Origin of the sequence: Rhizobium sp. AAP116, from assembly GCF_001295785.1 — a bacterium.
Taxonomy (GTDB): domain Bacteria; phylum Pseudomonadota; class Alphaproteobacteria; order Rhizobiales; family Rhizobiaceae; genus Allorhizobium.
This window is the reverse complement of the sequence record NZ_LJIB01000025.1, coordinates 1-22,595: the sequence shown is the minus strand read 5'-3', so window position 1 is coordinate 22,595 and position 22,595 is coordinate 1. Positions and strand designations below refer to the sequence as shown.

Below are 22,595 nucleotides of genomic sequence, written 5' to 3'. Positions count from 1 at the left end.
GCCCGGAGTTCAACCTTCCGCCAGTTCGACCCAGACCGGGAAATGGTCAGATCCGACGGCGGACCGATCCACATGGCAGCCCGTCAGCCGATCGACGAGCCCGCCGCTGACGAAGCAGTAATCGAGATGCATGCGCCGCGATCCGTCCTCGCTGATCCAGCTATAGCCATCCGCAGGCCGCGATTTGAGTTGAGCTTCGACATCGACAGGATAGCCCGCTCTCGGCGCACGTCCATAATAGGCGTCGTTTCGCCCGACCATGGCGATGTATTCAGGGCTTTCCGGCTCCATGTTGAAGTCACCCATGACAAGAAAATCCTCCGGCAACGGCGGATCAGTGACGGCGAATTCGATGGCGCCAGTGAGCGCCCCGCCCTCAGACAGGTAGCCACAGACACGTTCCTTGAGATAGGCGATCTGCGCCAGCCGCTCGTCCGGGGAAACATGATCCAAATGGACGGAATAGACCCGCAGCGCCCTATCAGGTGCCTCGATGACGGCCTCCAGCGCCCCCCGCTGCAGATTGAGCTTGTCGAAGGTCCGGTTGCGCGGCAGGAGCAGGTTGCGGCTGGCCCGGATCGGAAAGCGCGACAGCACCATGTTGCCGAACTGGAAACGCCGCTCACGGAGGCGACCGTCGGTTATCGCGTGATCGACCAGCACGTCGCAAGCCGGACCGAAGGATGTAAAGTAGTCTGGAAACAATGCGGAAAAGGTCTCTACCAGATCGGCGTAACCGTTCCGGCTATAGCCACGGGTCACCTCCTGCAGCGCAATCACGTCCGCATCGCGGATGCTGTCGGCGATCCGATCAGGGTCAAAACGCCCATCCTGGCCGAAACCATACTGGATGTTGTAGCTGACGAACTTCACGATACTCTTTGACCTCCGCGCCAAGCGGCTATATCGATGGCCGCAACTCTCCGCGCAGAACCTGACAGAAGAATTGACGGCAGCAAGATGAAATTTCTCGACGAGGCTAAGGTATATATTCGCTCGGGCGACGGCGGCGGCGGTGCTGTCTCATTTCGGCGCGAAAAGTTCATCGAATTCGGCGGACCTGACGGCGGCGACGGCGGCAGGGGCGGTGACGTCTGGGTCGAGGCCGTCAACGGCCTGAACACCCTCATCGACTTTCGCTTCCAGCAGCATTTCAAGGCGAAGACCGGCACCCACGGCATGGGCCGCAACCGCACGGGCGCAAACGGCGAAGACGTGACACTCAAGGTGCCTGTCGGCACCCAGATCTTCGAGGAAGACAACGAGACCCTGATCGTCGACATGACGGTCGAGGGCCAGCGTTTCCGCATCGCCAAGGGCGGCAATGGCGGCTTCGGCAACGCCCATTTCAAGACCGCGACCAACCAGGCGCCGGACTGGGCCAATCCGGGCCTCGAAGGTGAAGAAAAGACCGTCTGGCTGCGGCTGAAGCTGATCGCCGATGCCGGTCTCGTCGGCCTGCCCAATGCCGGCAAGTCCACATTCCTGGCATCCGTCACCCGTGCTCGGCCGAAGATCGCCAACTATCCCTTCACAACGCTGCACCCCAACCTCGGCGTTGCAACCGTCGATGAGCGGGAGTTCATCTTGGCCGACATTCCGGGCCTGATCGAAGGCGCCCATGAAGGTGTCGGCATCGGCGACCGTTTCCTCGGCCATGTCGAGCGCACCCGTGTCCTCCTGCATCTCGTTTCCGCCCAGGAAGAAGAGGTCGGCAAGGCTTATAAGACGGTGCGCTACGAGCTTGATGCCTATGGCGGAGGCCTGGATGACAAGCCGGAAATCGTTGCCCTCTCGCAGATCGACGTCTTCGACGAAGCGGAACTGAAGAAGAAAGCGGCGGAACTGAAGAAGGCCTGCGGCCAGACACCGCTCCTGCTCTCCGCCATAACCGGCAAGGGCATGACCGATGCGCTGCGTGCCCTGCGCGATATCATCGTCGCTGCCCAGGGTAACCAGCCCCTGCCCGAAAAGCGCGAGAAGAACCGCCGCAAGCGGGATGACGACGGAAATCTGGAAACCGGTTTCGACGGAGAAGGCGACGATTGATGTCCACCCGGCTCCGCTCGCTCTCCCGCGTCAAGCGGGTCGTCATCAAGATCGGATCCGCCCTTCTGGTCGATCGCGGCTCCGGAATTCGCAAGCAATGGCTCGATGCAATCTGTGACGATATCGCAGCTCTGAAAGCCCGTGGGACCGACGTTCTCGTCGTCTCCTCGGGCGCGATTGCGCTCGGCCGCACCGTGCTCGACATGCCCTCCGGTGCCCTCAAGCTTGAGGAGAGCCAGGCCTGTGCTGCCGTCGGCCAGATCGCGCTTGCCCGCCACTGGTCGGAAAGCCTGTCTCGCCACCAGATCGTCGCTGGTCAGATCCTGCTGACGCTCGGCGACACCGAGGAACGCCGGCGTTACCTGAACGCCCGCGCCACCCTCAGCCAGCTCTTGAAGATCGGCGCCATACCGATCATCAACGAGAACGACACGGTCGCCACCACCGAAATCCGCTACGGCGATAACGACCGCCTTGCCGCTCGCGTAGCCACCATGGCCGGCGCCGACCTGCTTGTGCTGCTCTCCGATATCGACGGCCTCTATACCGCCCCGCCGCACCTCGATCCTGAGGCGCAGTTTCTCGACACGATCGAGGAAATCACACCCGCCATCGAAGCCATGGCCGGAGGGGCTGCATCCGAGCTCTCCCGTGGAGGCATGCGCACCAAGATCGATGCCGGCAAGATCGCAACCAGCGCTGGCTGCGCCATGATCATCGCTTCCGGCAAGACGATGAACCCGCTGTCATCGATCGAGAATGGAGCCCGCCATTCCTGGTTTGCGGCATCCAAGTCGCCCGTTACGGCACGCAAGACCTGGATCGCAGGTCAACTCCAGCCGGCGGGCACGCTTCAGGTCGACAACGGCGCCGAAGGCGCGCTGCGCTCGGGCAAGAGCCTGCTCCCGGCCGGTGTCCGCTCCGTCTCCGGCGCCTTCCATCGCGGCGATACGGTTTCGATCGTCACGATCGAGGGTCGCGAGATCGCCCGCGGTCTGGCGGGTTACGACGCCGATGAGGCGCGCCGCATCTGCGGCCGCAAATCCAACGAGATCGAGAATATCCTTGGTTATGCCGGTCGCGCTGCGATGATCCATCGCGACGACCTCGTCATGACCGAACTCGGCCAGCGCGAAGCCGCAGCCGGTGACCGGAAGGATGCCGCCCATGCATGATACCGTGTCGAACCAGAACTCCGTCGAAGGCCTGATGCTCGACATCGGCCGCCGCGCCCGCGCGGCAGCAAGACCACTGGCGATCGCATCGACCGAAGCGAAGAACCGGGCACTTCTCGCAATGGCCGACGCCTTGATGACGGCCGAGTCCGACATCCTCGCGGCCAATACGATCGACCTCAAGAATGCGGCAGAATCGGGCCTTGCCGCATCCTTCATCGACCGGCTCACCTTGAATTCTGATCGTATCGCCGCGATCGCCCGGTCGATGCGCGAGATCGCCGAACTGCCCGACCCCGTCGGCACTGTCATCACCGAATGGGACCGTCCGAACGGTCTGCATATTGAGCGCGTGCGCACGCCGCTTGGCGTCATCGGCGTGATTTACGAAAGCCGCCCCAACGTGACGGCCGATGCCGGAGCCCTTTGCCTGAAGGCAGGCAATGCCGTGATCCTGCGCGGCGGCTCGGATTCGGCCAATTCATCGCGCGCTATCCATGCCTGCCTGGTCAAGGGACTTCTCTCCGCCGGCCTGCCCGCTGACGCCATTCAGCTTGTGCCGACCACGGATCGTGCCGCCGTCGGCGCGCTGTTATCCGGCCTCGAAGGATCGATCGACGTGATTGTGCCGCGCGGGGGAAAAAGCCTCGTCGCGCGCGTACAGCAGGAAGCACGCGTCCCGGTCTTTGCCCATCTCGAAGGTCTCTGCCACGTCTATGTCGACGGCTCCGCCGATCTGGAGATGGCGAAGAAGATCGTCGTCAACGCCAAGATGCGCCGCACCGGCATCTGCGGTTCGGCTGAAACCCTGCTGATCGACAGCGCCGCAATCGGTACCCATCTGCAGCCCCTGATCGAGGCGCTGACCGAAGCGGGCTGCGAAGTCCGCGCCTCCGCGACAGTGCTCCGGGTCATGCCAGGCCTCAAGCCGGCAACGGAGGAGGACTGGCGCACGGAATATCTCGACGCGATCATTTCCGTTGCCATTGTCGACGGCATTGGTGGTGCGATCGATCATATCGCTCGCTATTCGTCGAACCACACCGAAGCCGTGATTGCAGAAGACCCCGCCGTCGTCGAACGCTTCTTCAACGAGATCGATTCCGCCATCCTGCTGCACAACGCATCAACCCAGTTCGCTGATGGCGGCGAATTCGGCATGGGCGCCGAGATCGGCATCGCGACCGGAAAGATGCATGCGCGCGGGCCCGTGGGCGTCGAGCAGCTGACATCCTTCAAGTACCGCGTCCGCGGCACCGGCCAGGTCCGTCCCTGACGTGGCGGAAACGGCGCTCGCCCATCGCCATCTCGTGATGCCGCATGTCGAGCGCGGCATGGTGATCGGCCTCTTCGGCGGTTCCTTCAACCCGCCGCATCCGGGACACCTGCTGGTCGCAGAGATCGCTTTGCGTCGCCTTGGTCTTGACCAGCTCTGGTGGCTTGTGACACCGGGCAACCCGTTGAAGAGCCGAACGGAGCTGATGCCTCTCGCAGAGCGCCTGAAGGCGTGCGAGCAGTTGGCCACGGATCCGCGCATCAAGGTCACCGCCTTCGAGAAATCGCTCGGTACGAGTTACACCGCACGCACGCTCGAGTTCATCCGCACTCGCAATCCACATGCCCATTTCATCTGGATCATGGGGGCCGACAATCTCGCCGGTTTCCATCGCTGGCAGCGCTGGCAGAAGATCGCCACCACCTTCCCGATCGCCGTGATCGACCGACCCGGCTCGACGCTCGCCTATCTCTCCTCGAAGATGGCCCGCACCTTCGACTATGCGCGTGTCGATGAGGAGGATGCTGGCGTGCTGTGGCAGAAGCGGGCGCCGGCCTGGACCTTCATTCATGGGCCACGTTCGACGCTGAGCTCGTCGGCGATCCGAGCGGCCGCCGGCACCGTGCGACAATGACGACGCAAAGCCCCCGCATCTGCGACCATGCCTTGAAAGTTTAATGGATCGATGCCACCTTTTGTCTGCGATCGAAGTTATGAGAATCGCAGACGTGCTGTTCTGTTTTGCCAAGGAAAGGACGAACTCTGACAACAGTACACACCAAGGGACGCGCCTCCCGCGCTATCCCGAAGAGCATGGAACGTGGCGCCGATGCTGCAGCCCGTGCGCTTGAGCTGGTCCTCGCAAGCCTCGAGGACTCGAAAGCAGAAGACATCGTCTCTATCGACATTGCCGGAAAATCGGCGCTGGGCGACTACATGGTGGTCGTATCCGGACGCTCGAACCGTCATGTCTCGGCGATCAGCGAACACCTCATTTCCGACCTGAAGGACGAAGGCCTGGGTTCCGCCCGCGTCGAAGGCCTTGAGAATGGAGATTGGGTCCTGATCGACACGGGAGACATCATCGTGCATGTGTTCCGACCCGAAATTCGTGAGGTCTACAACCTGGAAAGGATGTGGGCCACGCCGGATATCGGGGATCGCCTGCACTGAAAACGGCCGGCCGTCTTCAAGGACGGTCCCGAAGCCGGATTGACACGGCGGGTCACTTCCTGCCGATAGAGATGGTTTTGTGACCTGAAACTGGGACTGCCCGCATGAAAATTGGCATCTATGCCGTGGGCCGGCTGAAAGCCGGTCCGGAGAAGGAACTCGCGTCCCGCTATCTGGACCGTTTCGCCAAGGCCGGACCGCAATGCGGCCTGGAATTCACGCGCTCCGTGGAGCTGAATGAAAGCCGCGCCGGCAATGCCGACACGAGAAAGCGCGAGGAAGCCCAGGAGCTTTCCCGCCAGATCCCTGACGGCGCGCTGATCGTCGTCCTCGACGAGCGCGGCAAGGCCTTTGACAGCGCCGAATTTGCGAAATTCGTCGGCGACGCTGCCGACAACGGCCAGCGCGACATGGCCTTCGTCATCGGCGGCGCCGATGGCATCGACCCGGACCTGCGTGATCGTGCACGCCTCGTCCTCAATCTTGGCAAACTGACCTGGCCACATCAGCTGGTCCGCATCCTGATTGCCGAGCAGCTTTACCGGGCCGTTACCATCCTGACGGGACATCCCTATCACCGCGTTTGAGGCGCCGATCACGATCGGCGCGGCATACCTTTGCCTTGTTCGCAAATCAGCGTATTTTCCCGCCGAACCGGATGAAGCCTTTGCCCACTGCAGCCAATGACAATGCACGTCTGATCGACGGCAGCCGCCGCAAGGTTGGCTTGGCGGCGGCCTTTGTTCTGGCGGCACTCCTGGCGTCGGCATCCCCGCTTCCGACCCATGCGCAACAGAACACGCCTGCGGATGCTGATACCACCACTGGCGCGCTGCCGCCGGCGCCGGCAGCAACGGGTGACCGTATCATACCGGATCCGGCGCCTGATCCAGCCCTCGAACTGCGTTCCAAACGCGATCAGGTGAGCTCGGAGTTGCAGGAAATCGCCGCCAGCATGAAGCTGTCGGAAGAAAAGGCGACCGAACTTGAGAACAGCATCGCAGAGCTGGAAAAGACCTCGGAGAGCCTGAAGACGGCGCTGATCGAATCGGCCAAACGCCGCAAGGACATCGAAAATCAGATCAACCAGGGCGAGAAGCGGCTCGCTGATATCGGCCTTCGTGAGGATGAGATCCGTGGCTCCTTCCGGGAGCGTCGGGCGACGCTGGCGGAGGTCCTGGCCGCTCTCCAGCGGATGGGCCGCAATCCGCCGCCGGCCCTGCTGGTCAGCCCCGAGGACGCACTCGGCTCCGTCCGCACAGCGATCCTTCTGGGTGCGGTCGTCCCCGGCATTCGCCACGAGACGGACAAGCTGGCCGCCGATCTCGAAGAGTTGATCGCGCTCAGGAATGCGGGGAAGCAGGAGATGGACAGCCTCGTCGCGGCCATCGCCAACCGCCAGGAAGAAGAGCGGCGGATGGATCTTCTCGTCGTCGAAAACGATCGGCTCGCCCGCACGAATTCGCTGCAGCTGCAGGCAGAACGCAAGCAATCGGAGGCACTTGCCGAACGTGCCTCGACGATGGAGGCCCTGATCCGGTCACTCGAAAGCGAGATAACTTCGGTGCGCCAGGCGGCAGAACTTGCACGCGCCGAAGAGGCAAGGCGCAGCCAGATGAGCGAGGAGCAGAGAGCCCGCGCGCTGGAGCTCGCTCAGTCTGGACTGCCCGATAAAAACCGCATTGCGCCAGCATATCCGTTCTCTGAGCTGAAGCAGAAACTGGACTTGCCGGTTGCCGGCGAAACCCTGCGACAGTTCGGCGATCCGGACGGGACAGGCCACCAGGCGCAGGGCATCGTCATTGCCTCACAGCCCGGGTCGCTGGTGACCGCACCGGCCGATGCATGGGTAGTGTTTGCTGGAAATTTCCGAAGCTACGGCCAGATGATCATTCTGAATACGGGCGACGGCTATCATATGGTGCTGTCTGGCATGGACCGGATCAGCACGAGCCAAGGCAAGTTCGTCCTCTCTGGGGAGCCTCTGGCGACCATGGGTGAGAAAAGAGTAGCAAGCGCGACAGTATTGGCGCTGGAAACCGATCGGCCGACGCTTTACATTGAACTTCGGAAAGACGGTAAACCGGTTGATTCCCGTCCCTGGTGGGTCGGAGGCGATTCTGGAAAGGCACAGAATGATACGTAGGGTCTCTCTTCTCCTCGTCGGCGCATTGATGGGCGCAACCGCGATGAGCGTCATTTATTCGGCGGGTGTTCCGGCGCAGGCTGCGGGCAATTCCACCTATCGTGAACTGTCGATCTTCGGCGATGTCTTTGAGCGCATTCGCGCCCAATACGTGACACCGCCGGACGAGAACAAGCTGGTTGAAAGTGCCATCAACGGCATGCTGACCTCGCTGGATCCGCACTCCGTCTACATGAACGCCAAGGATGCGGCCGACATGCAGACCCAGACGCGCGGTGAATTCGGCGGCATCGGCATCGAAGTCACGATGGAGGAAGAACTCGTCAAGGTCATCACGCCGATCGACGACACGCCCGGCTCCAAGGCCGGCATTCTCGCTGGCGACTTCATCTCCGAAATCAACGGCGAAAGCGTGCGCGGCCTGAAGCTCGAGGAAGCTGTCGAAAAGATGCGTGGGGCGGTCAACACCCCGATCAAGCTGACCATCCTGCGCGAGGGTGCCGACAAGCCGTTGGACATCACCGTGACCCGCGAGATCATTGCGATCCGCGCCGTCAAGTCGCGCGTCGAGGGCGATGTCGGTTATCTGCGCGTCATCTCGTTTACCGAGAAGACCTATGACGATCTGGAAGCGGCGATCGAGAAGATCAAGAAGGAAGTCCCGGAAGACAAGTTGAAGGGCTATGTCCTTGACCTGCGTCTCAACCCGGGCGGCCTGCTCGATCAGGCAATCTACGTCTCCGACGCCTTCCTGGAGCGTGGCGAGGTGGTTTCGACCCGTTCGCGCGATCCGCAGGATACCCGCCGCTTCAACGCCACCGCAGGCGATCTGACCGACGGCAAGCCGGTGGTTGTACTGATCAATGGCGGTTCGGCATCGGCATCGGAAATCGTGGCCGGCGCGCTGCAGGATCTGAAGCGTGCGACCGTGCTCGGCACCCGCTCCTTCGGCAAGGGTTCCGTGCAGACCATCATCCCGATGGGCGACAAGGGCGCACTGCGCCTGACAACGGCACTCTATTACACACCCTCCGGCAGTTCGATCCAGGGAACCGGCATCGAGCCCGACATCAAGGTCGAGCAGCCGCTTCCGGAAGAGCTCCAGGGCAAGGTGCGGACCGAAGGCGAATCCTCTCTTCCAGGCCACATCAAGGGCCAGAACGAGAACGAGGAAGGCTCCGGCTCGGTTGCCTACGTGCCGCCGGAAGCCAAGGACGACGTCCAGCTCAACCATGCACTCGATCTGCTGCGTGGCGTGAAGACCGATCCGGCCTTCCCCGCCGATCCGCAGAAGGCCGCTCTGCAGTAAGCATCTGATCTGACCGCCCGCGTATCACAGATGCGCGGGCGGTCTTTCTGTATCCGGACTGCCGACATCACTGGAAGTATCGCATGGATCTTCATGCACCGCTCGGTCAGGAGCGCAAGGACAAGAAGCCGGGCAAAGGCAGCTCTGCTTTGTCCAGCCTTGCGGCTGTTCTTGCCGTCGTCTCCCTTGCAGGCTTTTCCGCATGGACGGCCCTGTCCCCGGCAAACCTGCGCATGGTCCCGCCGATCAATCTCGCCCCTGCACCACCGGAAACGGCCCAGGCACCAGACACCCCGGCAAGCAGTGAACCGCAGAATGAGGCAGCCGGCATCGTCAGGAGCGGTCCGAACGACGGAGCCGTGCTCCGCCGCACCACCACCGCAGACGGCAATGTCGTCACGACCTTCAGCCCGACGGGTCGACAGGGGCCGGTAATCATCGGCAGCGCATCGACCCAGGATCCGCGACTGGCCGGCCAGCCCAATGAAGACCTGATCGAACTCACCGATGCGGGCGAACTTCCTGTCGTGTCTACTTCCGGCCTCCGCCCCGTCGATTTCTATGCAAGACCCTGGTCCGGCGCACGCGGCACACGGATCGCGATCGTCATTGGCGGCATCGGTCTCAGCCAGACCGGCAGCCAGAAGGCGATCCGCGAACTGCCCGAGGACATCACCCTCGCTTTCGCCGCAACGGGCAACAGCCTGCAGCGCTGGATGCAGGAGGCGCGCCGCAAGGGACACGAGATCGTTCTTCAGGTGCCGATGGAGCCCTTCGATTATCCGGCCAACGATCCGGGGCGCGGCGCGTTGCTGGCCGAGAAGACGGCAGCGACCAATATCGCCAACCTGCACCAGGCCATGGCGCAGATCACCAACTACACCGGCATCATGAACTATATGGGCGCCCGCTTCCTCGCCGACGACAAGGCCATGGACCCTGTCATGCGCGATATCGGCAAGCGCGGGCTGATGTTCCTCGACGACGGCTCCACCGCGCGCTCGCTGTCGGGTGATTTCGCCAAGGCGATCGGCTTCCCGCATGCCTATGCGGACGTGATGATCGACGCGCAGGTGGATCGCCAGGCGATCCTGGCGAAGCTCGACGAACTGGAGCGTATTGCGCGGCGCAACGGCCAGGCGATCGGCGTCGGTGCGGCTTTTGACGAGACCATTGCAGCGGTCGCCGAATGGCGTAATGAAGCAGTCGCCCGCGGCATCGAATTCGTCGGCGTTTCGGTGCTCGCCAACGACAACAGCCCCTGAGGATATCATGACCGAGCCCCAATCGACCAAGCCCCAGGTGAAGGCTGAAGATCTGCCCTATCGCCCCTGTGTCGGGATCATGGTGTTGAACCGCGAGGGTCTCGTCTGGGCGGGACGCCGCCTTTCCGAAGGCAATTCGGAATATGACGGTTCGCCCCAGCTCTGGCAGATGCCGCAGGGTGGGATCGATCCGGGCGAAGATCCGCTACCGGCCGCCATGCGCGAGCTTTATGAGGAGACCGGCATGAAATCCGTCTCCCTGCTCGCCGAAGCCGGCCGTTGGATCAATTACGACCTGCCGGCGCATTTGATCGGGATTGGCCTGCGCGGCAAGTTCCGCGGCCAGACCCAGCGCTGGTTCGCCTTCCGCTTCGAAGGAGACGAAAGCGAGATCGCCATCAACCCACCGCCCGGTGGGCACGAAGCGGAATTCGACGCCTGGGACTGGAAACCGATGCAGGACCTGCCTGGTCTCATCGTGCCCTTCAAGCGCCGGGTTTACGAAGAGGTCGTCGCCGAGTTCGCCCATCTGGCGGGGTGAAACACGACCCGGTCGGCTCAGGCGCCGGTTGCGATCTCAAACCCTTCATCCGCCCAGCCGGCCATGCCGCCGATCATCACCTTGACCCGACACCCGAGCCGCGCAAGCCGAAGCGCTGCGCGGTCGGTACCGTTGCAATGCGGTCCGGCGCAATAGACGACGAACAGCGTATCTTCGGGCCATTCCGCCATCTTCCGCTCGGTCATCTTGCCATGCGGCAGGTTGATCGCGCCGGGCACATGCCCCCTTTCGTAAAGCTTCGGTCCGCGCACGTCGAGAAGCACGAAGTCCGCCTCGCCGCGGCTCATCACCTCATGCACATCCCAGCAGTCGGTCTCGAAGGCGAGCCGCGCCTGATAATGCTGAGCGACAAGGGCCGGATCGGCGGCGGGAATTTCACTGACGAGGCTTGGCATGGCAGGCTCCTGTTCGGTCGTTGATTACTAGACCTTGCCTTTTTCCGGGAATTCGGAAAACTGGCGTGAATGACAACATGCGTAAAGATCACGCCAATGACATCGGCATCGCCTTTCACATCCTCGCCGCTTAAAGGACCACGCGTCGTAACGCTCGCCTATGACGGCCTTTGCACCTTCGAATTCGGGGTTGCCGTTGAGGTCTTCGGCCTTGCGCGACCGGAAATGGGAGAGGGCTGGTATCGTCACGCAACGGCGGCGATCGAGCAGGGCCCTCTGCGCGCTGCTGGCGGCCTGACGGTCAGCGCTTCAGGTGGACTGAAACTCCTCAAGGAAGCAGATCTGATCGTCGTGCCAGGCTGGCGCGGGATCGATGAGCCTGTTCCGGCCTCCTTGATCGAGGCGCTGCGGGCAGCACATGCCCGGGGTGCGCGTCTGATGTCGCTGTGCTCCGGCGTAGCGGTGCTGGCCGCGACCGGGCTGCTTGACGGCCGGAAAGCCACGACCCACTGGCGCTATGCCGACACAATTTTGCAAAGGCATCCCGAAATCCATCTCGATCCCGATGTACTCTATGTCGACGAGGGTCAGATCCTGACGGCTGCAGGCAGTGCTGCGGGCATCGATTTGTGCCTGCATGTCGTCCGCCGCGATTTCGGCGCGGATGCCGCCAACAGCGTTGCCCGCCGCCTTGTGGTCCCGCCGCATCGGGAAGGCGGACAGGCGCAGTTTATCGAGAGGCCGGTACCGCAGGAACGCGAAGGACAGCGGATGGGGCCGCTGATCGACTGGATCGAGGCCAATCTGCAGCGCGAGGTGACACTGGCCGAAATGGCAGCACGGGCCGGGATGAGCAGCCGGACCTTCCAGCGCCGCTTCCGCGACCTGACAGGTCACAGCCCCGGCGAATTCCTGCTAACCCGCCGGCTGCGCCACGCCTGTGACTTACTGGAGCGCAGGGCAAGCCTGTCACTCGACGACATCGCGGTCGCATCGGGCTTCGGCACACCGGCGACCCTACGCCATCATTTCCGCACCCGACTGCAAACCAGCCCCGCCGCCTACCGGGCCCGCTTCGGGCAAAGCGCGTGAGGCATGGCACAATCGGGGCACTGACCGCTTATTTGACGGCGGCGTTGCCGCCATCGGCGTAAAGGGCAGACCCCGCAACGAAACTGCCCATGGGACCAGCAAGGAAAAGAGCTGCAGCCGCGATTTCCTCCGGCCGTGCGATCCGCTTCAGCGCATGCAGCGAAGCAGCCCAATCCTTTTGAGCCTGATCGCCAGCCATGGCCGTATCCGTTCCACCAGGCAGCAAGGCGTTGGCTCGGATGCCTTCGGCGGCATAATCGGCCGTAATCCCTTTGACGAGCCCCATCAGCCCCGCCTTGGCCGCACCATAGGCAGACATTCCAGGCAGACCGACGCTTGTGCCAACGAAGCTGGAGACAAACACCAACGCACCCCCTCCACGCGCCTGCATGGCTGGGATCTGGGCGCGGGCCGCGAGAAAGGCCGAGGTGAGATTGCCCGTGAGCACATCATGCCAGTCATTGGGCTCGAGAGAAGCGAGAGGCGCAATCCGTCCAACGGTACCGGCATTGTTGATGGCGATATCGAGCCGGCCAAAACGCTGCAGGGCCGTATCCACGAGCCGTGCATGCGTTTCTGGAAGAGCGACGTCACCGGCCACGGCAACAACCGTCCCGCCAGCCTGCCGGATCTCGACGGCGGCATTTTCGAGCGCATCTGCACCCCGTGAATTGAGGACGACAGCAGCCCCATGTTGAGCGAAAAGACGTGCTGTCGCCAGCCCGATACCCGATGAAGCACCGGTGATGATCGCGACTTGGCCGTTAAGTGTTTGCATGATGAGAACCTCCTTGAATGGAGGTCGGTCATAGGCAATCGGGATATGCCCGGCCCACCCGTTTCTTGCCGGGCCGTCCAGGGCTCATTCCGTCACAAAAGCAAAAACCTGGCTTTACCGCTCAGCAGCGGCGGCCTCTTCGGCGCTTTCCTCGATCCGCTCCATGTCATCATCGGAGAGGCCGAAATGATGGCCGATCTCATGGATCAGCACATGGGTGATGATATCGCCCAGCGTTTCCTCGTTTTCGGCCCAGTAGTCGAGGATAGGGCGGCGATAGAGGATGATGCGGTTCGGCATCATGCCGGTTTCCATCGAAAAACGCTCGGAAATCCCGCGTCCTTCGAACAGGCCGAGCAGGTCGAAGGGCGTCTCGAGCGCCATATCCTCGAACACTTCATCGGTCGGAAAATCGGCGATCTCGATGATGAGATCGCGGCTCAGGTCGCGGAACTCCTGCGGCAGGTGCCCATAAGCCTCGATCGCCAGCGACTCGAATGTGCTGATCGTCGGGGCGTGTCGTTCGCGCCAATCCTCGCTCTGGTCTATGCGGGCCATGAATACTCCTTACTGCCCGGAGATATAGGATGTTTGCGACGGTATTTCGAGAGTGAATTCAACCAAGGAATAAATTCTCATCTGAATCCGGTTGACTCTTTTATGAAGCTCTGGAATCCATAGGAACAAATAGAGAACAATTCATCAGGAGACATCGTCATGGGCGAGAGCCCTCAGGCGCGCGAGACGCTTTTTGCCTTGCGAGAGGCGATTGCCCGGATCGAGGGAAAGCCCGACCATGCCGCGCGTCTGACGGTCCAGACTACGGGCCCGGAAACGAAACAGAGGGCTGTGAATGAAAGGCTCGAACACCAGGATCTCTTCGGCAGCATTGTGGGTGACAGCCTCGCCCTAGGAACGTTGATCGAAGTGAGGGGACAGAGGCTGCAACAGGCGGGAACCGTGACCGGTTTCGGAGTGGCGCTTGCTCTGATGGCGGCGGAGAAAAACCAGAGGCAGAGGCAGCGCCTCCTCTTCATCGCCGATCCCCAGGTCGTCCGGGAAGCGGGTCTCGCCTATGGCCCTGGCCTCCTCGATTTCGGCCTGTCGTCGACCGCCTTGGTGCATGCCCTGCCTCGCAGGGTCGAGGACGCGCTCTGGCTGGCCGAGGCAGCCCTTGCCTCCCGGGCCTTTTCCACCGTGCTCCTGGAAGTACAGGGCAATCCGAAGAAATTCGGCCTCACCGAGAGCCGGCGCTTGAGCCTCAAGGCGCGCGCCACCGGTGGCAGACTATTGATCCTCCGCCAGGCGGGCGAAGAAGAGGCGTCAAGCGCCCTTCTTCGCCTGTTTGTCGAACCCGCGCCGGCGGCGGCGCGATCTCTCGCCGACGGGTCCCTGCTGGGCGGCAGCATCGGGTCACCAGTCTTTCGCATAACCCCTGAGAAATCCCGCATTCCGGGCTCGCCCGAACTCATTCTGGAGTGGAATTCCGATGACCGCCGCCTTCAACTTTTCGAACAGTCAGAACCCGCAAGCCTCGGATCGCCGCATTCTGTCGCTCTTTTTCCCAAGGCTCCCGACCGACCGCATCGCCCGGCGGCGCTGGGGTCTCTCGTGGCGTTTGCACCCCGGCTCGACCGCGCATCCTGACCGGGCACCACTGGCCTGCGCCGGCCGTTCCGCCAATGCCATGCGGATCACCGCACTGGATGACATGGCGGAAGGCTACGGCCTGCGGATCGGACAAGGACTGGCGGAAGCCCGCGCCATCTGTGCAGACCTCGACGTGATCGAAGCGGATCCGGCCGCCGACCGCACTCTTCTTGATGCCATCGCCGACTGGTGTGACCGCTACACGCCGCTGGTGGCGCTCGACGGCGATGACGGACTGATGCTGGATATCACCGGCTGCGCCCATCTCTTCGGCGGCGAGGAAAGGCTGATCGAGGACGTTGATCGCCGCATGACCGCCTTCGGCCTTGCGGTCAAGATCGCGGTCGGCCCGACCCCTGGCCTCGCCCGTGCCTGCAGCCGTTTTGACGGCCCCAGGCGCGTCGCACCATGCGAGGCTGCAGCCGCACTCGCTCCCCTGCCGATCGCGGCTCTCCGGCTCGAACCGCAGATCGTCATGAATCTCGCCCGGGTCGGCTTGAAGACAACAGGGGATCTTCTCGCCGCCCCGCGCGCACCGATCACCCGCCGCTTCGGTGCGGGTCCGATTCTGCGTCTCGATCAGGCGCTCGGACGCGAGGGAGAGCCCATTTCGCCGCGACGCCATCTGCCGCTTTTGTCGGCCGAAAGGCGTCTCGCAGAACCGATCATGACCGAAGATCAGGTCCTCGATCTCGCGGGCCGCCTGGCTGCGGGCTTGAAAACCTCGCTTGAAGCCCGTGGCGAAGGGGGCCGGCTGTTCGAACTTCTGGTCTTCCGGGTCGATGGCAAGGTCTTTCGGATCGAGGTCGGGGCCTCCGCCCCCTTGCGTGATCCGGGCCGCATCCGGGCCCTGTTCGAGGAACGCCTTTCCGTCATCCATGACGAACTCGATGCCGGTTTCGGCTTCGAGCTCGTGCGTCTCAATGTCCTCCTGAGCGAGGCCTTTGAAGTCCGCCAGTCCGCTCTTGCCGACGAGGAGGACGGCGGCGAAGATCTCACACGCTTCCTCGATCAGGTGGCCGCCCGCCTGGGAGAACGGGCGCTTCGCCTGCCCGTGCCGCTGGCCAGCCACTGGCCGGAGAGAGCATCGGTACATGCCCCGGCCGCCGATGCGCTCAAGGCAGCAGATCTCTCTTTGCCTCGATCCCGGACGGCGGCGAGATCGGCGCGCGCCCTGCGTCCCTTGCGCCTCCTCCATCGACCTGAAGAGGTCGAGGTCATGTCCGTGGTCCCGGATGGTCCACCGGCCAGCTTTCGCTGGCGCCGTGTGCAACGGCGTATCCTCAGGGCCGAAGGTCCGGAGCGCCTGGCGCCGGAATGGTGGTCCGATGGCGAGGATGCTCCGCCACGCGATTATTTCCGCATCGAAGATAGCGACGGCCAGCGCTTCTGGCTGTATCGCGAGGGTCTTTATGAGCGGCGGACCGTGACGCCGAGCTGGTTCCTTCAGGGCTTCTTCGCGTGAGGCAGGATCCGTGACGATGCAGAGGTTTTACGAAATCGGATTGCGCAGCAATTTCTCCTTCCTCGACGGCGCATCCCATGCCGAGGAACTGGTGGAACGAGCGCTGCTTCTGGGCCTGTCGGGCCTTGGCCTCGCCGATCGCAACACGGTCGCCGGTGTTGTCCGTCTGCATGCCGCTGCAAAATTGAATGGTCTCGAATTCCGCCCCGGCGCCCGCCTCATCTTCGACGACGAAACGCCTGAACTTCTCGCCTATCCCTTGAACCGCAAGGGATGGGGCAATCTCTGTCGTTTGCTGAGCGAGGGAAATCTGCGCTCGAAAAAGGGGGGTTGCACGCTATGGGAAAAGGATCTTCTGGCATGGTGCGAGGATCTTCTGTTCATCGCCATGCCACCCCCGTTGTCGAGCCATGCCGATGTCGAAACCTTCGAAAACCGGCTCGCCTCTCTCCGCCCTCGCCTGGCGGATCGTCTGTATCTCGCCCTCGTTCCCCGTCATGATGGCGCCGACCAGAGGAATTTCGCGGAGCTGAGTGGGATTTCGAAACGGCTCGGTCTTCCCCTGATCGCCACCAACGACGCTCTTTACCACGCCCCGGATCGCAAGCCGGTTGCCGATGTGGTCGTCGCAATCCGCGAACATGTGACGATTGCCGAAGCCGGGCTCCGCCTGCACGCGCATGCCGAACGACACCTGAAAAGCCCAGAGGAAATGGCCCGGCTGCTGAGGGCCTGGCCGGAGGCCCTGGACAACAATATCAACTTCTTTAGCCGGCTTCAGTTTTCTCTCGATGAATTGTCGCACCAGTACCCCGATGAGATCTTCGACGGAGAACCCCCGCCTCTGGCCCTCCGGCGGCTGACCTATGAAGGCGCGCGCAACCGCTATCCGGAGGGCATTCCACAAAAGGTCCTCGGTCTCCTCGACTACGAACTGAAGCTTATCGCGGAGAAGCGCTACGAACCCTACTTCCTGACCGTCTACCGGATCGTCTGCCACGCCAGGGAGGCAGGCATTCTCTGCCAGGGCCGGGGCTCGGCCGCCAATTCTGCCGTCTGTTTCTGCCTCGGCATCACGGAAGTCGACCCGCAGAAGACGACGCTGCTGTTCGACCGCTTCATCTCGACGGAACGCGACGAGCCGCCGGATATCGATGTCGATTTCGAGCATGAGAAGCGGGAGGATGTGATCCGCTTCATCTACGAAACCTATGGTCGCCAGCATGCCGCCCTGACAGCGGCCGTCATCAGCTATCGCGCCCGTTCCGCAGGCCGCGAAGTGGCAAAGGCCTTCGGCATGTCCGAGGATGTGCAGTCCGCCCTTGCCGGTTCGATCTGGGGCTGGTGGACCAGCGATTTCACCGAGGAGCAGGCAAAGGCTGCCGGCCTCGACCTCAAGGATGCCACGACCCGGCGCGTGCTTGATTACGCCCAGGCCTTGCAGGGCTTTCCCCGCCATCTCTCCCAGCATGTCGGCGGCTTCGTCATCACCCGCGACCGCCTCGACGAGGTCGTTCCGATCATGAACACGGCTGACGGACGCTACATGGTTGAATGGGACAAGGACGATCTCGACACGTTGAAGATCCTGAAGATCGATGTCCTGGCGCTTGGCATGCTCACCTGCCTCGCCAAGGCCTTCAAGCTGCTGTCCGCCCATTATGGCGTCGAGGAGACACTCGCCTCGATTAACGAAGACCAGCGCCCTGAAGTCTATGACATGATCTGCCGCGCCGACACGATCGGCGTCTTCCAGATCGAAAGCCGCGCCCAGATGAGCATGCTGCCGCGGCTGAAGCCGCGCAAGTTCTATGATCTGGTCATCGAGGTGGCGATCGTCCGGCCAGGCCCTATCCAGGGCAACATGGTCCATCCTTACCTGAAGCGGCGCGAAGACCTGCTGGCCGGCCGGCCGATCGACTATCCGAGCGATGAACTGCGCACCGTGCTGGAGCGCACGCTGGGTGTGCCCCTTTTCCAGGAACAGGCGATGCAGATCGCCATTACCGCTGCCGGCTTCACCCCGGGAGAAGCCGACAAGCTGCGCCGTGCCATGGCTACCTTTCGCCGCACCGGCCAGGTCTCCAGCTTCCAGAAACGCATGATCGAGGGAATGGTGACCAATGGCTACGATCCTGAGTTCGCCGCCCGCTGCTTCAGCCAGATCGAAGGCTTCGGCGAATACGGCTTCCCCGAAAGCCATGCCGCCTCCTTCGCCCTGCTCGTCTATGTCTCCTGCTGGTTCAAGGCCTTCTATCCGGATGTCTTCTGTGCCGCGATCCTGAATTCACAGCCCATGGGCTTTTACGCCCCCGCCCAGCTCGTGCGCGATGCCCGTGATCACGGCGTCGATATTCGCCCGGTCGACATCAACCACTCGACCTGGGACTGCCTGCTAGAAGGGGAAGAGGCGGACGATTTCGATCCCGCCCGCATCGCCAGCCGTCATCGGTCCATGGCCGGCGTCATCAGGTCGAATAAGGCAGTTCGCATCGGATTTCGCCAGATCAAGGGCATACCGAAGGAGGCCATGGATATCCTCGTTGCAAGACGGGGTGCGGGTTATGATTCCGTTCGCGACTTATGGCTGCGCACACGACTTGCCCGCCCCGTCATCGAGAAACTCGCCGATGCCGACTGCTTTTCCTCTCTTGGCTTGTCGCGTCGCGAGGCACTCTGGGCGGCTCGGGCCCTGGATGGAGAGGCGGCCGTCGAAGTCCTGCCGCTCTTCGAGGCAGCCCCACAGGAAAATCTGCAGCACGAGGCCGAAATGATCCTCCCCCGCATGTTGCCGGGCGAAGAGGTCTTGAGTGATTACCGCAGCCTGACCTTCTCCCTGAAGGCACATCCCGTTTCATTCCTCCGCCAGGCCATGCAGCGGGCCGGCCTCAAATCGGCAACCGATCTCGAAGGTCTTTCCCATGGCGCCAAGGTTGAGATTGCAGGCCTAGTCCTTGTCCGCCAACGGCCGGGTTCGGCAAAGGGTGTCATCTTCATGACGCTGGAGGACGAGACGGGCACAGCCAATGTCATTGTCTGGCCGAAGGTGTTCGAACGTTACCGGCCGATCGTCATGGGCGCGCGGCTGGTCGCCCTGCGCGGACGCCTGCAGAAGGCGCATGGCGTCATCCATGTGGTCGCAGACCATCTGGTCGACGCAAGCTCCAGGCTCGGTCTGCTGCTCGAAGAGCTCAAGACCTTCGACACGCTCGCCCATGCGGATGAAGTTCGTCGCCCGGGCGTCGATCAGCGACAGGCGAAACGGGAAAAGGTCCCGCGTCTCCCTCCGCCGGCCGCCCCTCCGCCCGGCCATCCTCGCCGCAGCGCCATGGCGGACCTGATGCCGAAAGGACGCAACTTCCATTGACGGTACGACACCTCGAGGAGCGATCACATCTGATGCCCTATCCGCGATTTTTCTTGACAAAGGCCATCTGGTTTACGACAAAGGCGACAGTGAATGTCATGTTTGACGAGTGCCCCGTCCATGCTGGTCTGCAGCTGCAATTACATCACCGACAAAGACATCAAGTCAGTCATCAACGAGATGCTGGACGAAGACTGTTGGCAGTTGATTGTTCCGGGCAAGGTTTACCACGCCATGAACAAGCGTGGCCGCTGCTGCGGCTGTTTTCCGAATGTCGTCGACCTGATCATTCGCACCACCGAAGAATATCACGCCCTTCGTCAGACCGAAGAAACCAAGGTCATCAACTTCATGGAACGCCTCAAGCAGTTCCACGAGGAGCAGAAGGCAGCGCTGGCCGAACGGCGCCAGGCAACACTGACGGCCCGACACGCTGCCGGCTGAGACGCCTGCATCGGCATCGGCTGCCCACCTAGGCCGCCAGAACCATTTCCCTACCCGTCACGCCCCAGTTCTCAGACACCATGCAGATGGGAATCTGCGCTGTCGATCCGGTCGCTGAAACCTGCGCGTCACCGCCAAGAATTAGAATACTTCTAAAAAAGGCTCGACAGGCGACAGCGCTGGCGCTAGAGTTGCGTCATTCAATTCATACAAGGGACGAACATCATGAAGGGTGATCCGAAGGTCATTGAACGGCTCAACGAAGCGCTGTTCCTCGAGCTCGGTGCGGTCAATCAGTACTGGCTGCACTACCGCCTGCTGAACGATTGGGGCTACACGAAGCTCGCCAAGAAGGAGCGGGCCGAGTCGATCGAGGAAATGCAGCACGCCGACAAGATCATCGATCGGATCATCTTCCTCGAAGGTCACCCCAACCTCCAGACGGTTGCACCGCTGCGCATCGGCCAGAATGTCAAGGAAGTGCTCGAAGCTGACCTCGCCGGCGAATACGACGCCCGCACCTCCTACAAGGCCTCGCGCGACATCTGTTATCAGGCAGGCGACTACGTCTCGATGAAGATCTTCGAACAGCTGTTGATCGACGAGGAAGGCCATATCGATTTCCTCGAGACCCAACTCGAGCTTCTCTCCAAGATCGGCGAAGAAAAATACGGGCAGCTCAACGCGGACTCCGCCGACGCTGCCGAGTAAACTGCGTTCCATTCTTCCAGAAAGCCCCGCTTGCGGGGCTTTTTTCGTTTGTGCGAATTTACACTACCGCGGCTCTCAGCGTCTCCGCGCAGCCGCGAACTCAGCGATCCCGGCGAGCCATGAAGGCGAGGCGCTCGAACAGATGCACATCCTGCTCGTTCTTCAGAAGCGCGCCATGCAGCTTCGGCAAGGCATTCTTCGCCTCACCGCGCAGATCGGCTGGGTCGACGTCCTCGGCGACGAGCAACCGGATCCAGTCTAGCGCCTCCGAGGTGGACGGCTTCTTCTTCAGCCCAGGGGTCTCGCGGATCTCGTAAAACTGGGTCAGCGCGTTGCGCAACAACGTCTTCTTGATCCCGGGATAGTGAACCTCGACGATCCGCTCCAGCGTCTCTGCCTCGGGGAAGCGGATGTAGTGGAAGAAGCAGCGCCGCAGGAAGGCGTCCGGCAGTTCCTTCTCGTTGTTCGAGGTGATGATGACGATCGGCCGGATCTTTGCGCTGACCGTCTCCCCGGTCTCGTAGACGTGGAACTCCATCCGGTCGAGTTCCTGCAGCAGATCGTTGGGAAACTCGATATCCGCCTTGTCGATCTCGTCGATCAACAGCACGCATTTTGTGTCAGTGGCAAAAGCCTGCCAGAGCTTGCCCTTGCGGATGTAGTTCTTCACGTCATTGACACGCTCATCCCCGAGCTGGCTGTCGCGCAGGCGCGAGACGGCATCATACTCATAGAGCCCCTGCTGCGCCTTGGTGGTCGATTTGACGTTCCACTCCAGCATATCGAGCCCGAGCGCCGCGGCCACCTGTCGGGCAAGCTCGGTCTTGCCGGTTCCCGGTTCTCCCTTGACGAGCAAAGGCCGCTCCAGCCGGATCGCGGCATTGACCGCAATCATCAGATCCTTGTCTGCCACATAGTCTGCGGTACCCTGAAACTGCATCGTATCTGAGCCTCGTTCATCTTCGGCGGCAAAGTAATGACGCATCTGACCGGGTGCAAGCACAGGTGCGGCTGTAGCCCGTTTACCAGAAATAGCTTGTATTTTCCCGGCAATCTGACAGGCTGTATTCCATGAACGCTGATGCGTGTCCGTCTGCAAGTGCCCCATCCGCAAGGACGGAATTTCGGGCTCCGGACATCACCGACCTTCTCCTCGACCCCATATTCGCAGTCTGGACCAATTGGTCCGGCCGCAATGCCTCGTATAACGGCAGGCTCCTTTAGACCGGCGGGACGTTTTGTCCGACCCGCAAGTCACAAGGATGTCTGTCCCGACCGCAGCCTCCCAGCTGCAGGAGATCCCCATGACCAGACACCTGTATTCCATCGGCGACACAGTGACGCTGAAAGATGGCCCCGTCCGCCTCGCCCGCAGCAATGGCTCCTGCAAGGTGCTCGCGACCCTTCCCGAGACCGGGGGAAGCCGCCAGTACCGCGTCCGCTTCGAGAGCGAGAGCTTTGATCGCTGCATCGCAGAAACGGATATTGATCCCAGCCGCAGCAAGGCATCCGCCCGGACGACGGCTCCTGCAAACACCCCGAAAAAGGAAAGCACATCATGGCTAAAGGCCAACAGCGTTCGAACCGCGAAGTAAGAAAGCCGAAGCAGGACAAGTCCAAGCCGGCGGCGACCCCGGTTTCGACCTTCACCACGCAGATCAAGAGTGCAGAGGCCGCTTCTCCCAAGAAGCGCTGAAATCGCTCGACCCGGACCGTGCCTGAAACGGCAGGTCCGGGG

General features: G+C 62.1%; 23 protein-coding genes. 18 read left to right on the top strand and 5 right to left on the bottom strand.

Translation table 11 applies throughout. From position 1 onward, the window contains the following. Window positions 1–9: 9 nt before the first annotated feature. Window positions 10–873 (bottom strand): endonuclease/exonuclease/phosphatase family protein, encoded by an 864-nt coding sequence (locus tag IP85_RS13750; protein ID WP_054150251.1) that lies wholly within the window; start codon window positions 871–873, stop codon window positions 10–12. Between the two features lie 87 nt (window positions 874–960). Here IP85_RS13750 and obgE point away from each other — a divergent pair, with 87 nt between their 5' ends. The 10 genes from obgE (at window position 961) to IP85_RS13700 (ending at window position 10,934) form a co-directional block, all read left to right on the top strand. Beyond that, window positions 961–2,049, top strand: a complete 1,089-nt coding sequence (obgE, locus tag IP85_RS13745) for a GTPase ObgE (RefSeq protein WP_054150250.1) — start codon at window positions 961–963, stop codon at window positions 2,047–2,049. Next, a complete protein-coding gene (gene proB, locus IP85_RS13740) occupies window positions 2,049–3,224 on the top strand; it encodes a glutamate 5-kinase (protein WP_054150249.1) in 1,176 nt (391 codons plus the stop codon). Before obgE ends, proB begins: the two co-directional genes overlap by 1 nt. After that, window positions 3,217–4,500, top strand: coding sequence for a glutamate-5-semialdehyde dehydrogenase (locus IP85_RS13735; protein WP_054150248.1), 1,284 nt, complete (start codon window positions 3,217–3,219; stop codon window positions 4,498–4,500). Before proB ends, IP85_RS13735 begins: the two co-directional genes overlap by 8 nt. 37 nt (window positions 4,501–4,537) lie before the next feature. Next, window positions 4,538–5,134: a nicotinate-nucleotide adenylyltransferase gene (locus IP85_RS13730; protein ID WP_054150429.1), complete on the top strand. Its 597-nt coding sequence runs from the start codon at window positions 4,538–4,540 to the stop codon at window positions 5,132–5,134. A 179-nt stretch (window positions 5,135–5,313) separates the two neighbouring features. Continuing rightward, a complete protein-coding gene (rsfS, locus tag IP85_RS13725; protein ID WP_245280870.1) occupies window positions 5,314–5,673 on the top strand; it encodes a ribosome silencing factor in 360 nt (119 codons plus the stop codon). A 104-nt stretch (window positions 5,674–5,777) separates the two neighbouring features. Next, entirely contained in the window at window positions 5,778–6,260 is a 483-nt protein-coding gene (gene rlmH / locus IP85_RS13720) for a 23S rRNA (pseudouridine(1915)-N(3))-methyltransferase RlmH (RefSeq protein WP_006724334.1), read from the top strand. A gap of 71 nt (window positions 6,261–6,331) precedes the next feature. Next, on the top strand, window positions 6,332–7,819 hold the full coding sequence (locus tag IP85_RS13715; RefSeq protein ID WP_245280869.1) for a murein hydrolase activator EnvC: 1,488 nt from the start codon (window positions 6,332–6,334) through the stop codon (window positions 7,817–7,819). Further along, entirely contained in the window at window positions 7,809–9,128 is a 1,320-nt protein-coding gene (locus tag IP85_RS13710) for a S41 family peptidase (RefSeq protein ID WP_054150246.1), read from the top strand. Before IP85_RS13715 ends, IP85_RS13710 begins: the two co-directional genes overlap by 11 nt. 83 nt (window positions 9,129–9,211) lie before the next feature. After that, window positions 9,212–10,393 (top strand): divergent polysaccharide deacetylase family protein, encoded by a 1,182-nt coding sequence (locus IP85_RS13705; protein ID WP_054150245.1) that lies wholly within the window; start codon window positions 9,212–9,214, stop codon window positions 10,391–10,393. Window positions 10,394–10,400: 7 nt separating this feature from the next. After that, window positions 10,401–10,934 (top strand): RNA pyrophosphohydrolase, encoded by a 534-nt coding sequence (locus IP85_RS13700; protein WP_054150244.1) that lies wholly within the window; start codon window positions 10,401–10,403, stop codon window positions 10,932–10,934. A 17-nt stretch (window positions 10,935–10,951) separates the two neighbouring features. Here IP85_RS13700 and IP85_RS13695 read toward each other — a convergent pair whose 3' ends face one another. Next, window positions 10,952–11,350, bottom strand: a complete 399-nt coding sequence (locus IP85_RS13695; protein ID WP_054150243.1) for a rhodanese-like domain-containing protein — start codon at window positions 11,348–11,350, stop codon at window positions 10,952–10,954. Window positions 11,351–11,419: 69 nt separating this feature from the next. Between IP85_RS13695 and ftrA the strand changes: the two genes are divergently transcribed. Then, window positions 11,420–12,442, top strand: a complete 1,023-nt coding sequence (gene ftrA, locus IP85_RS13690) for a transcriptional regulator FtrA (RefSeq protein WP_054150242.1) — start codon at window positions 11,420–11,422, stop codon at window positions 12,440–12,442. A gap of 28 nt (window positions 12,443–12,470) precedes the next feature. On the opposite strand, the gene IP85_RS13685 is transcribed toward ftrA, so the two are convergent. Both IP85_RS13685 and IP85_RS13680 read right to left on the bottom strand, forming a co-directional pair. Beyond that, window positions 12,471–13,220, bottom strand: coding sequence for an SDR family oxidoreductase (locus IP85_RS13685; protein WP_054150241.1), 750 nt, complete (start codon window positions 13,218–13,220; stop codon window positions 12,471–12,473). Between the two features lie 114 nt (window positions 13,221–13,334). Continuing rightward, window positions 13,335–13,778 carry a metallopeptidase family protein gene (locus IP85_RS13680; RefSeq protein WP_054150240.1) on the bottom strand — a complete coding sequence of 148 codons (444 nt, stop codon included), beginning with the start codon at window positions 13,776–13,778 and terminating at the stop codon, window positions 13,335–13,337. A 159-nt stretch (window positions 13,779–13,937) separates the two neighbouring features. Between IP85_RS13680 and IP85_RS22555 the strand changes: the two genes are divergently transcribed. The 5 genes from IP85_RS22555 to bfr all read left to right on the top strand — a co-directional run bounded on the left by IP85_RS22555 (window position 13,938) and on the right by bfr (window position 20,857). After that, the gene (locus tag IP85_RS22555; protein ID WP_054150239.1) at window positions 13,938–14,867 is read left to right on the top strand and encodes a hypothetical protein; all 930 of its coding nucleotides are present in this window, start codon (window positions 13,938–13,940) and stop codon (window positions 14,865–14,867) included. Then, window positions 14,767–16,335 carry a DNA polymerase Y family protein gene (locus IP85_RS13670; protein WP_280949606.1) on the top strand — a complete coding sequence of 523 codons (1,569 nt, stop codon included), beginning with the start codon at window positions 14,767–14,769 and terminating at the stop codon, window positions 16,333–16,335. The genes IP85_RS22555 and IP85_RS13670 overlap by 101 nt, the downstream gene beginning before the upstream one ends. 16 nt (window positions 16,336–16,351) lie before the next feature. Beyond that, complete coding sequence (locus IP85_RS13665) at window positions 16,352–19,702, top strand: error-prone DNA polymerase (RefSeq protein WP_054150237.1); 3,351 nt, start codon at window positions 16,352–16,354, stop codon at window positions 19,700–19,702. 120 nt (window positions 19,703–19,822) lie between these two features. After that, entirely contained in the window at window positions 19,823–20,146 is a 324-nt protein-coding gene (locus IP85_RS13660; RefSeq protein WP_054150236.1) for a (2Fe-2S)-binding protein, read from the top strand. Window positions 20,147–20,371: 225 nt separating this feature from the next. Then, the gene (gene bfr / locus IP85_RS13655) at window positions 20,372–20,857 is read left to right on the top strand and encodes a bacterioferritin (RefSeq protein ID WP_054150235.1); all 486 of its coding nucleotides are present in this window, start codon (window positions 20,372–20,374) and stop codon (window positions 20,855–20,857) included. Window positions 20,858–20,957: 100 nt separating this feature from the next. Here bfr and IP85_RS13650 read toward each other — a convergent pair whose 3' ends face one another. Further along, window positions 20,958–21,797: a MoxR family ATPase gene (locus tag IP85_RS13650; protein WP_054150234.1), complete on the bottom strand. Its 840-nt coding sequence runs from the start codon at window positions 21,795–21,797 to the stop codon at window positions 20,958–20,960. 364 nt (window positions 21,798–22,161) lie between these two features. Here IP85_RS13650 and IP85_RS13645 point away from each other — a divergent pair, with 364 nt between their 5' ends. Continuing rightward, entirely contained in the window at window positions 22,162–22,452 is a 291-nt protein-coding gene (locus tag IP85_RS13645) for a hypothetical protein (RefSeq protein WP_054150233.1), read from the top strand. Then, window positions 22,416–22,553, top strand: a complete 138-nt coding sequence (locus IP85_RS22410) for a hypothetical protein (RefSeq protein WP_171901578.1) — start codon at window positions 22,416–22,418, stop codon at window positions 22,551–22,553. The genes IP85_RS13645 and IP85_RS22410 overlap by 37 nt, the downstream gene beginning before the upstream one ends. The last annotated feature ends 42 nt before the right edge of the window (window positions 22,554–22,595 follow it).

Bases quoted from the DNA above. Each gene is read 5' to 3' on its own strand.
- obgE (WP_054150250.1), top strand. From the start codon at position 961: ATGAAATTTCTCGACGAGGCTAAGGTATATATTCGCTCGGGCGACGGC.
- proB (WP_054150249.1), top strand. From the start codon at position 2,049: ATGTCCACCCGGCTCCGCTCGCTCTCCCGCGTCAAGCGGGTCGTCATC.
- IP85_RS13735 (WP_054150248.1), top strand. From the start codon at position 3,217: ATGCATGATACCGTGTCGAACCAGAACTCCGTCGAAGGCCTGATGCTC.
- IP85_RS13730 (WP_054150429.1), top strand. From the start codon at position 4,538: ATGCCGCATGTCGAGCGCGGCATGGTGATCGGCCTCTTCGGCGGTTCC.
- rsfS (WP_245280870.1), top strand. From the start codon at position 5,314: ATGGAACGTGGCGCCGATGCTGCAGCCCGTGCGCTTGAGCTGGTCCTC.
- rlmH (WP_006724334.1), top strand. From the start codon at position 5,778: ATGAAAATTGGCATCTATGCCGTGGGCCGGCTGAAAGCCGGTCCGGAG.
- IP85_RS13715 (WP_245280869.1), top strand. From the start codon at position 6,332: ATGAAGCCTTTGCCCACTGCAGCCAATGACAATGCACGTCTGATCGAC.
- IP85_RS13710 (WP_054150246.1), top strand. From the start codon at position 7,809: ATGATACGTAGGGTCTCTCTTCTCCTCGTCGGCGCATTGATGGGCGCA.
- IP85_RS13705 (WP_054150245.1), top strand. From the start codon at position 9,212: ATGGATCTTCATGCACCGCTCGGTCAGGAGCGCAAGGACAAGAAGCCG.
- IP85_RS13700 (WP_054150244.1), top strand. From the start codon at position 10,401: ATGACCGAGCCCCAATCGACCAAGCCCCAGGTGAAGGCTGAAGATCTG.
- IP85_RS13695 (WP_054150243.1), bottom strand. From the start codon at position 11,350: ATGCCAAGCCTCGTCAGTGAAATTCCCGCCGCCGATCCGGCCCTTGTC.
- ftrA (WP_054150242.1), top strand. From the start codon at position 11,420: ATGACAACATGCGTAAAGATCACGCCAATGACATCGGCATCGCCTTTC.
- IP85_RS13685 (WP_054150241.1), bottom strand. From the start codon at position 13,220: ATGCAAACACTTAACGGCCAAGTCGCGATCATCACCGGTGCTTCATCG.
- IP85_RS13680 (WP_054150240.1), bottom strand. From the start codon at position 13,778: ATGGCCCGCATAGACCAGAGCGAGGATTGGCGCGAACGACACGCCCCG.
- IP85_RS22555 (WP_054150239.1), top strand. From the start codon at position 13,938: ATGGGCGAGAGCCCTCAGGCGCGCGAGACGCTTTTTGCCTTGCGAGAG.
- IP85_RS13665 (WP_054150237.1), top strand. From the start codon at position 16,352: ATGCAGAGGTTTTACGAAATCGGATTGCGCAGCAATTTCTCCTTCCTC.
- IP85_RS13660 (WP_054150236.1), top strand. From the start codon at position 19,823: ATGCTGGTCTGCAGCTGCAATTACATCACCGACAAAGACATCAAGTCA.
- bfr (WP_054150235.1), top strand. From the start codon at position 20,372: ATGAAGGGTGATCCGAAGGTCATTGAACGGCTCAACGAAGCGCTGTTC.
- IP85_RS13650 (WP_054150234.1), bottom strand. From the start codon at position 21,797: ATGCAGTTTCAGGGTACCGCAGACTATGTGGCAGACAAGGATCTGATG.
- IP85_RS13645 (WP_054150233.1), top strand. From the start codon at position 22,162: ATGACCAGACACCTGTATTCCATCGGCGACACAGTGACGCTGAAAGAT.
- IP85_RS22410 (WP_171901578.1), top strand. From the start codon at position 22,416: ATGGCTAAAGGCCAACAGCGTTCGAACCGCGAAGTAAGAAAGCCGAAG.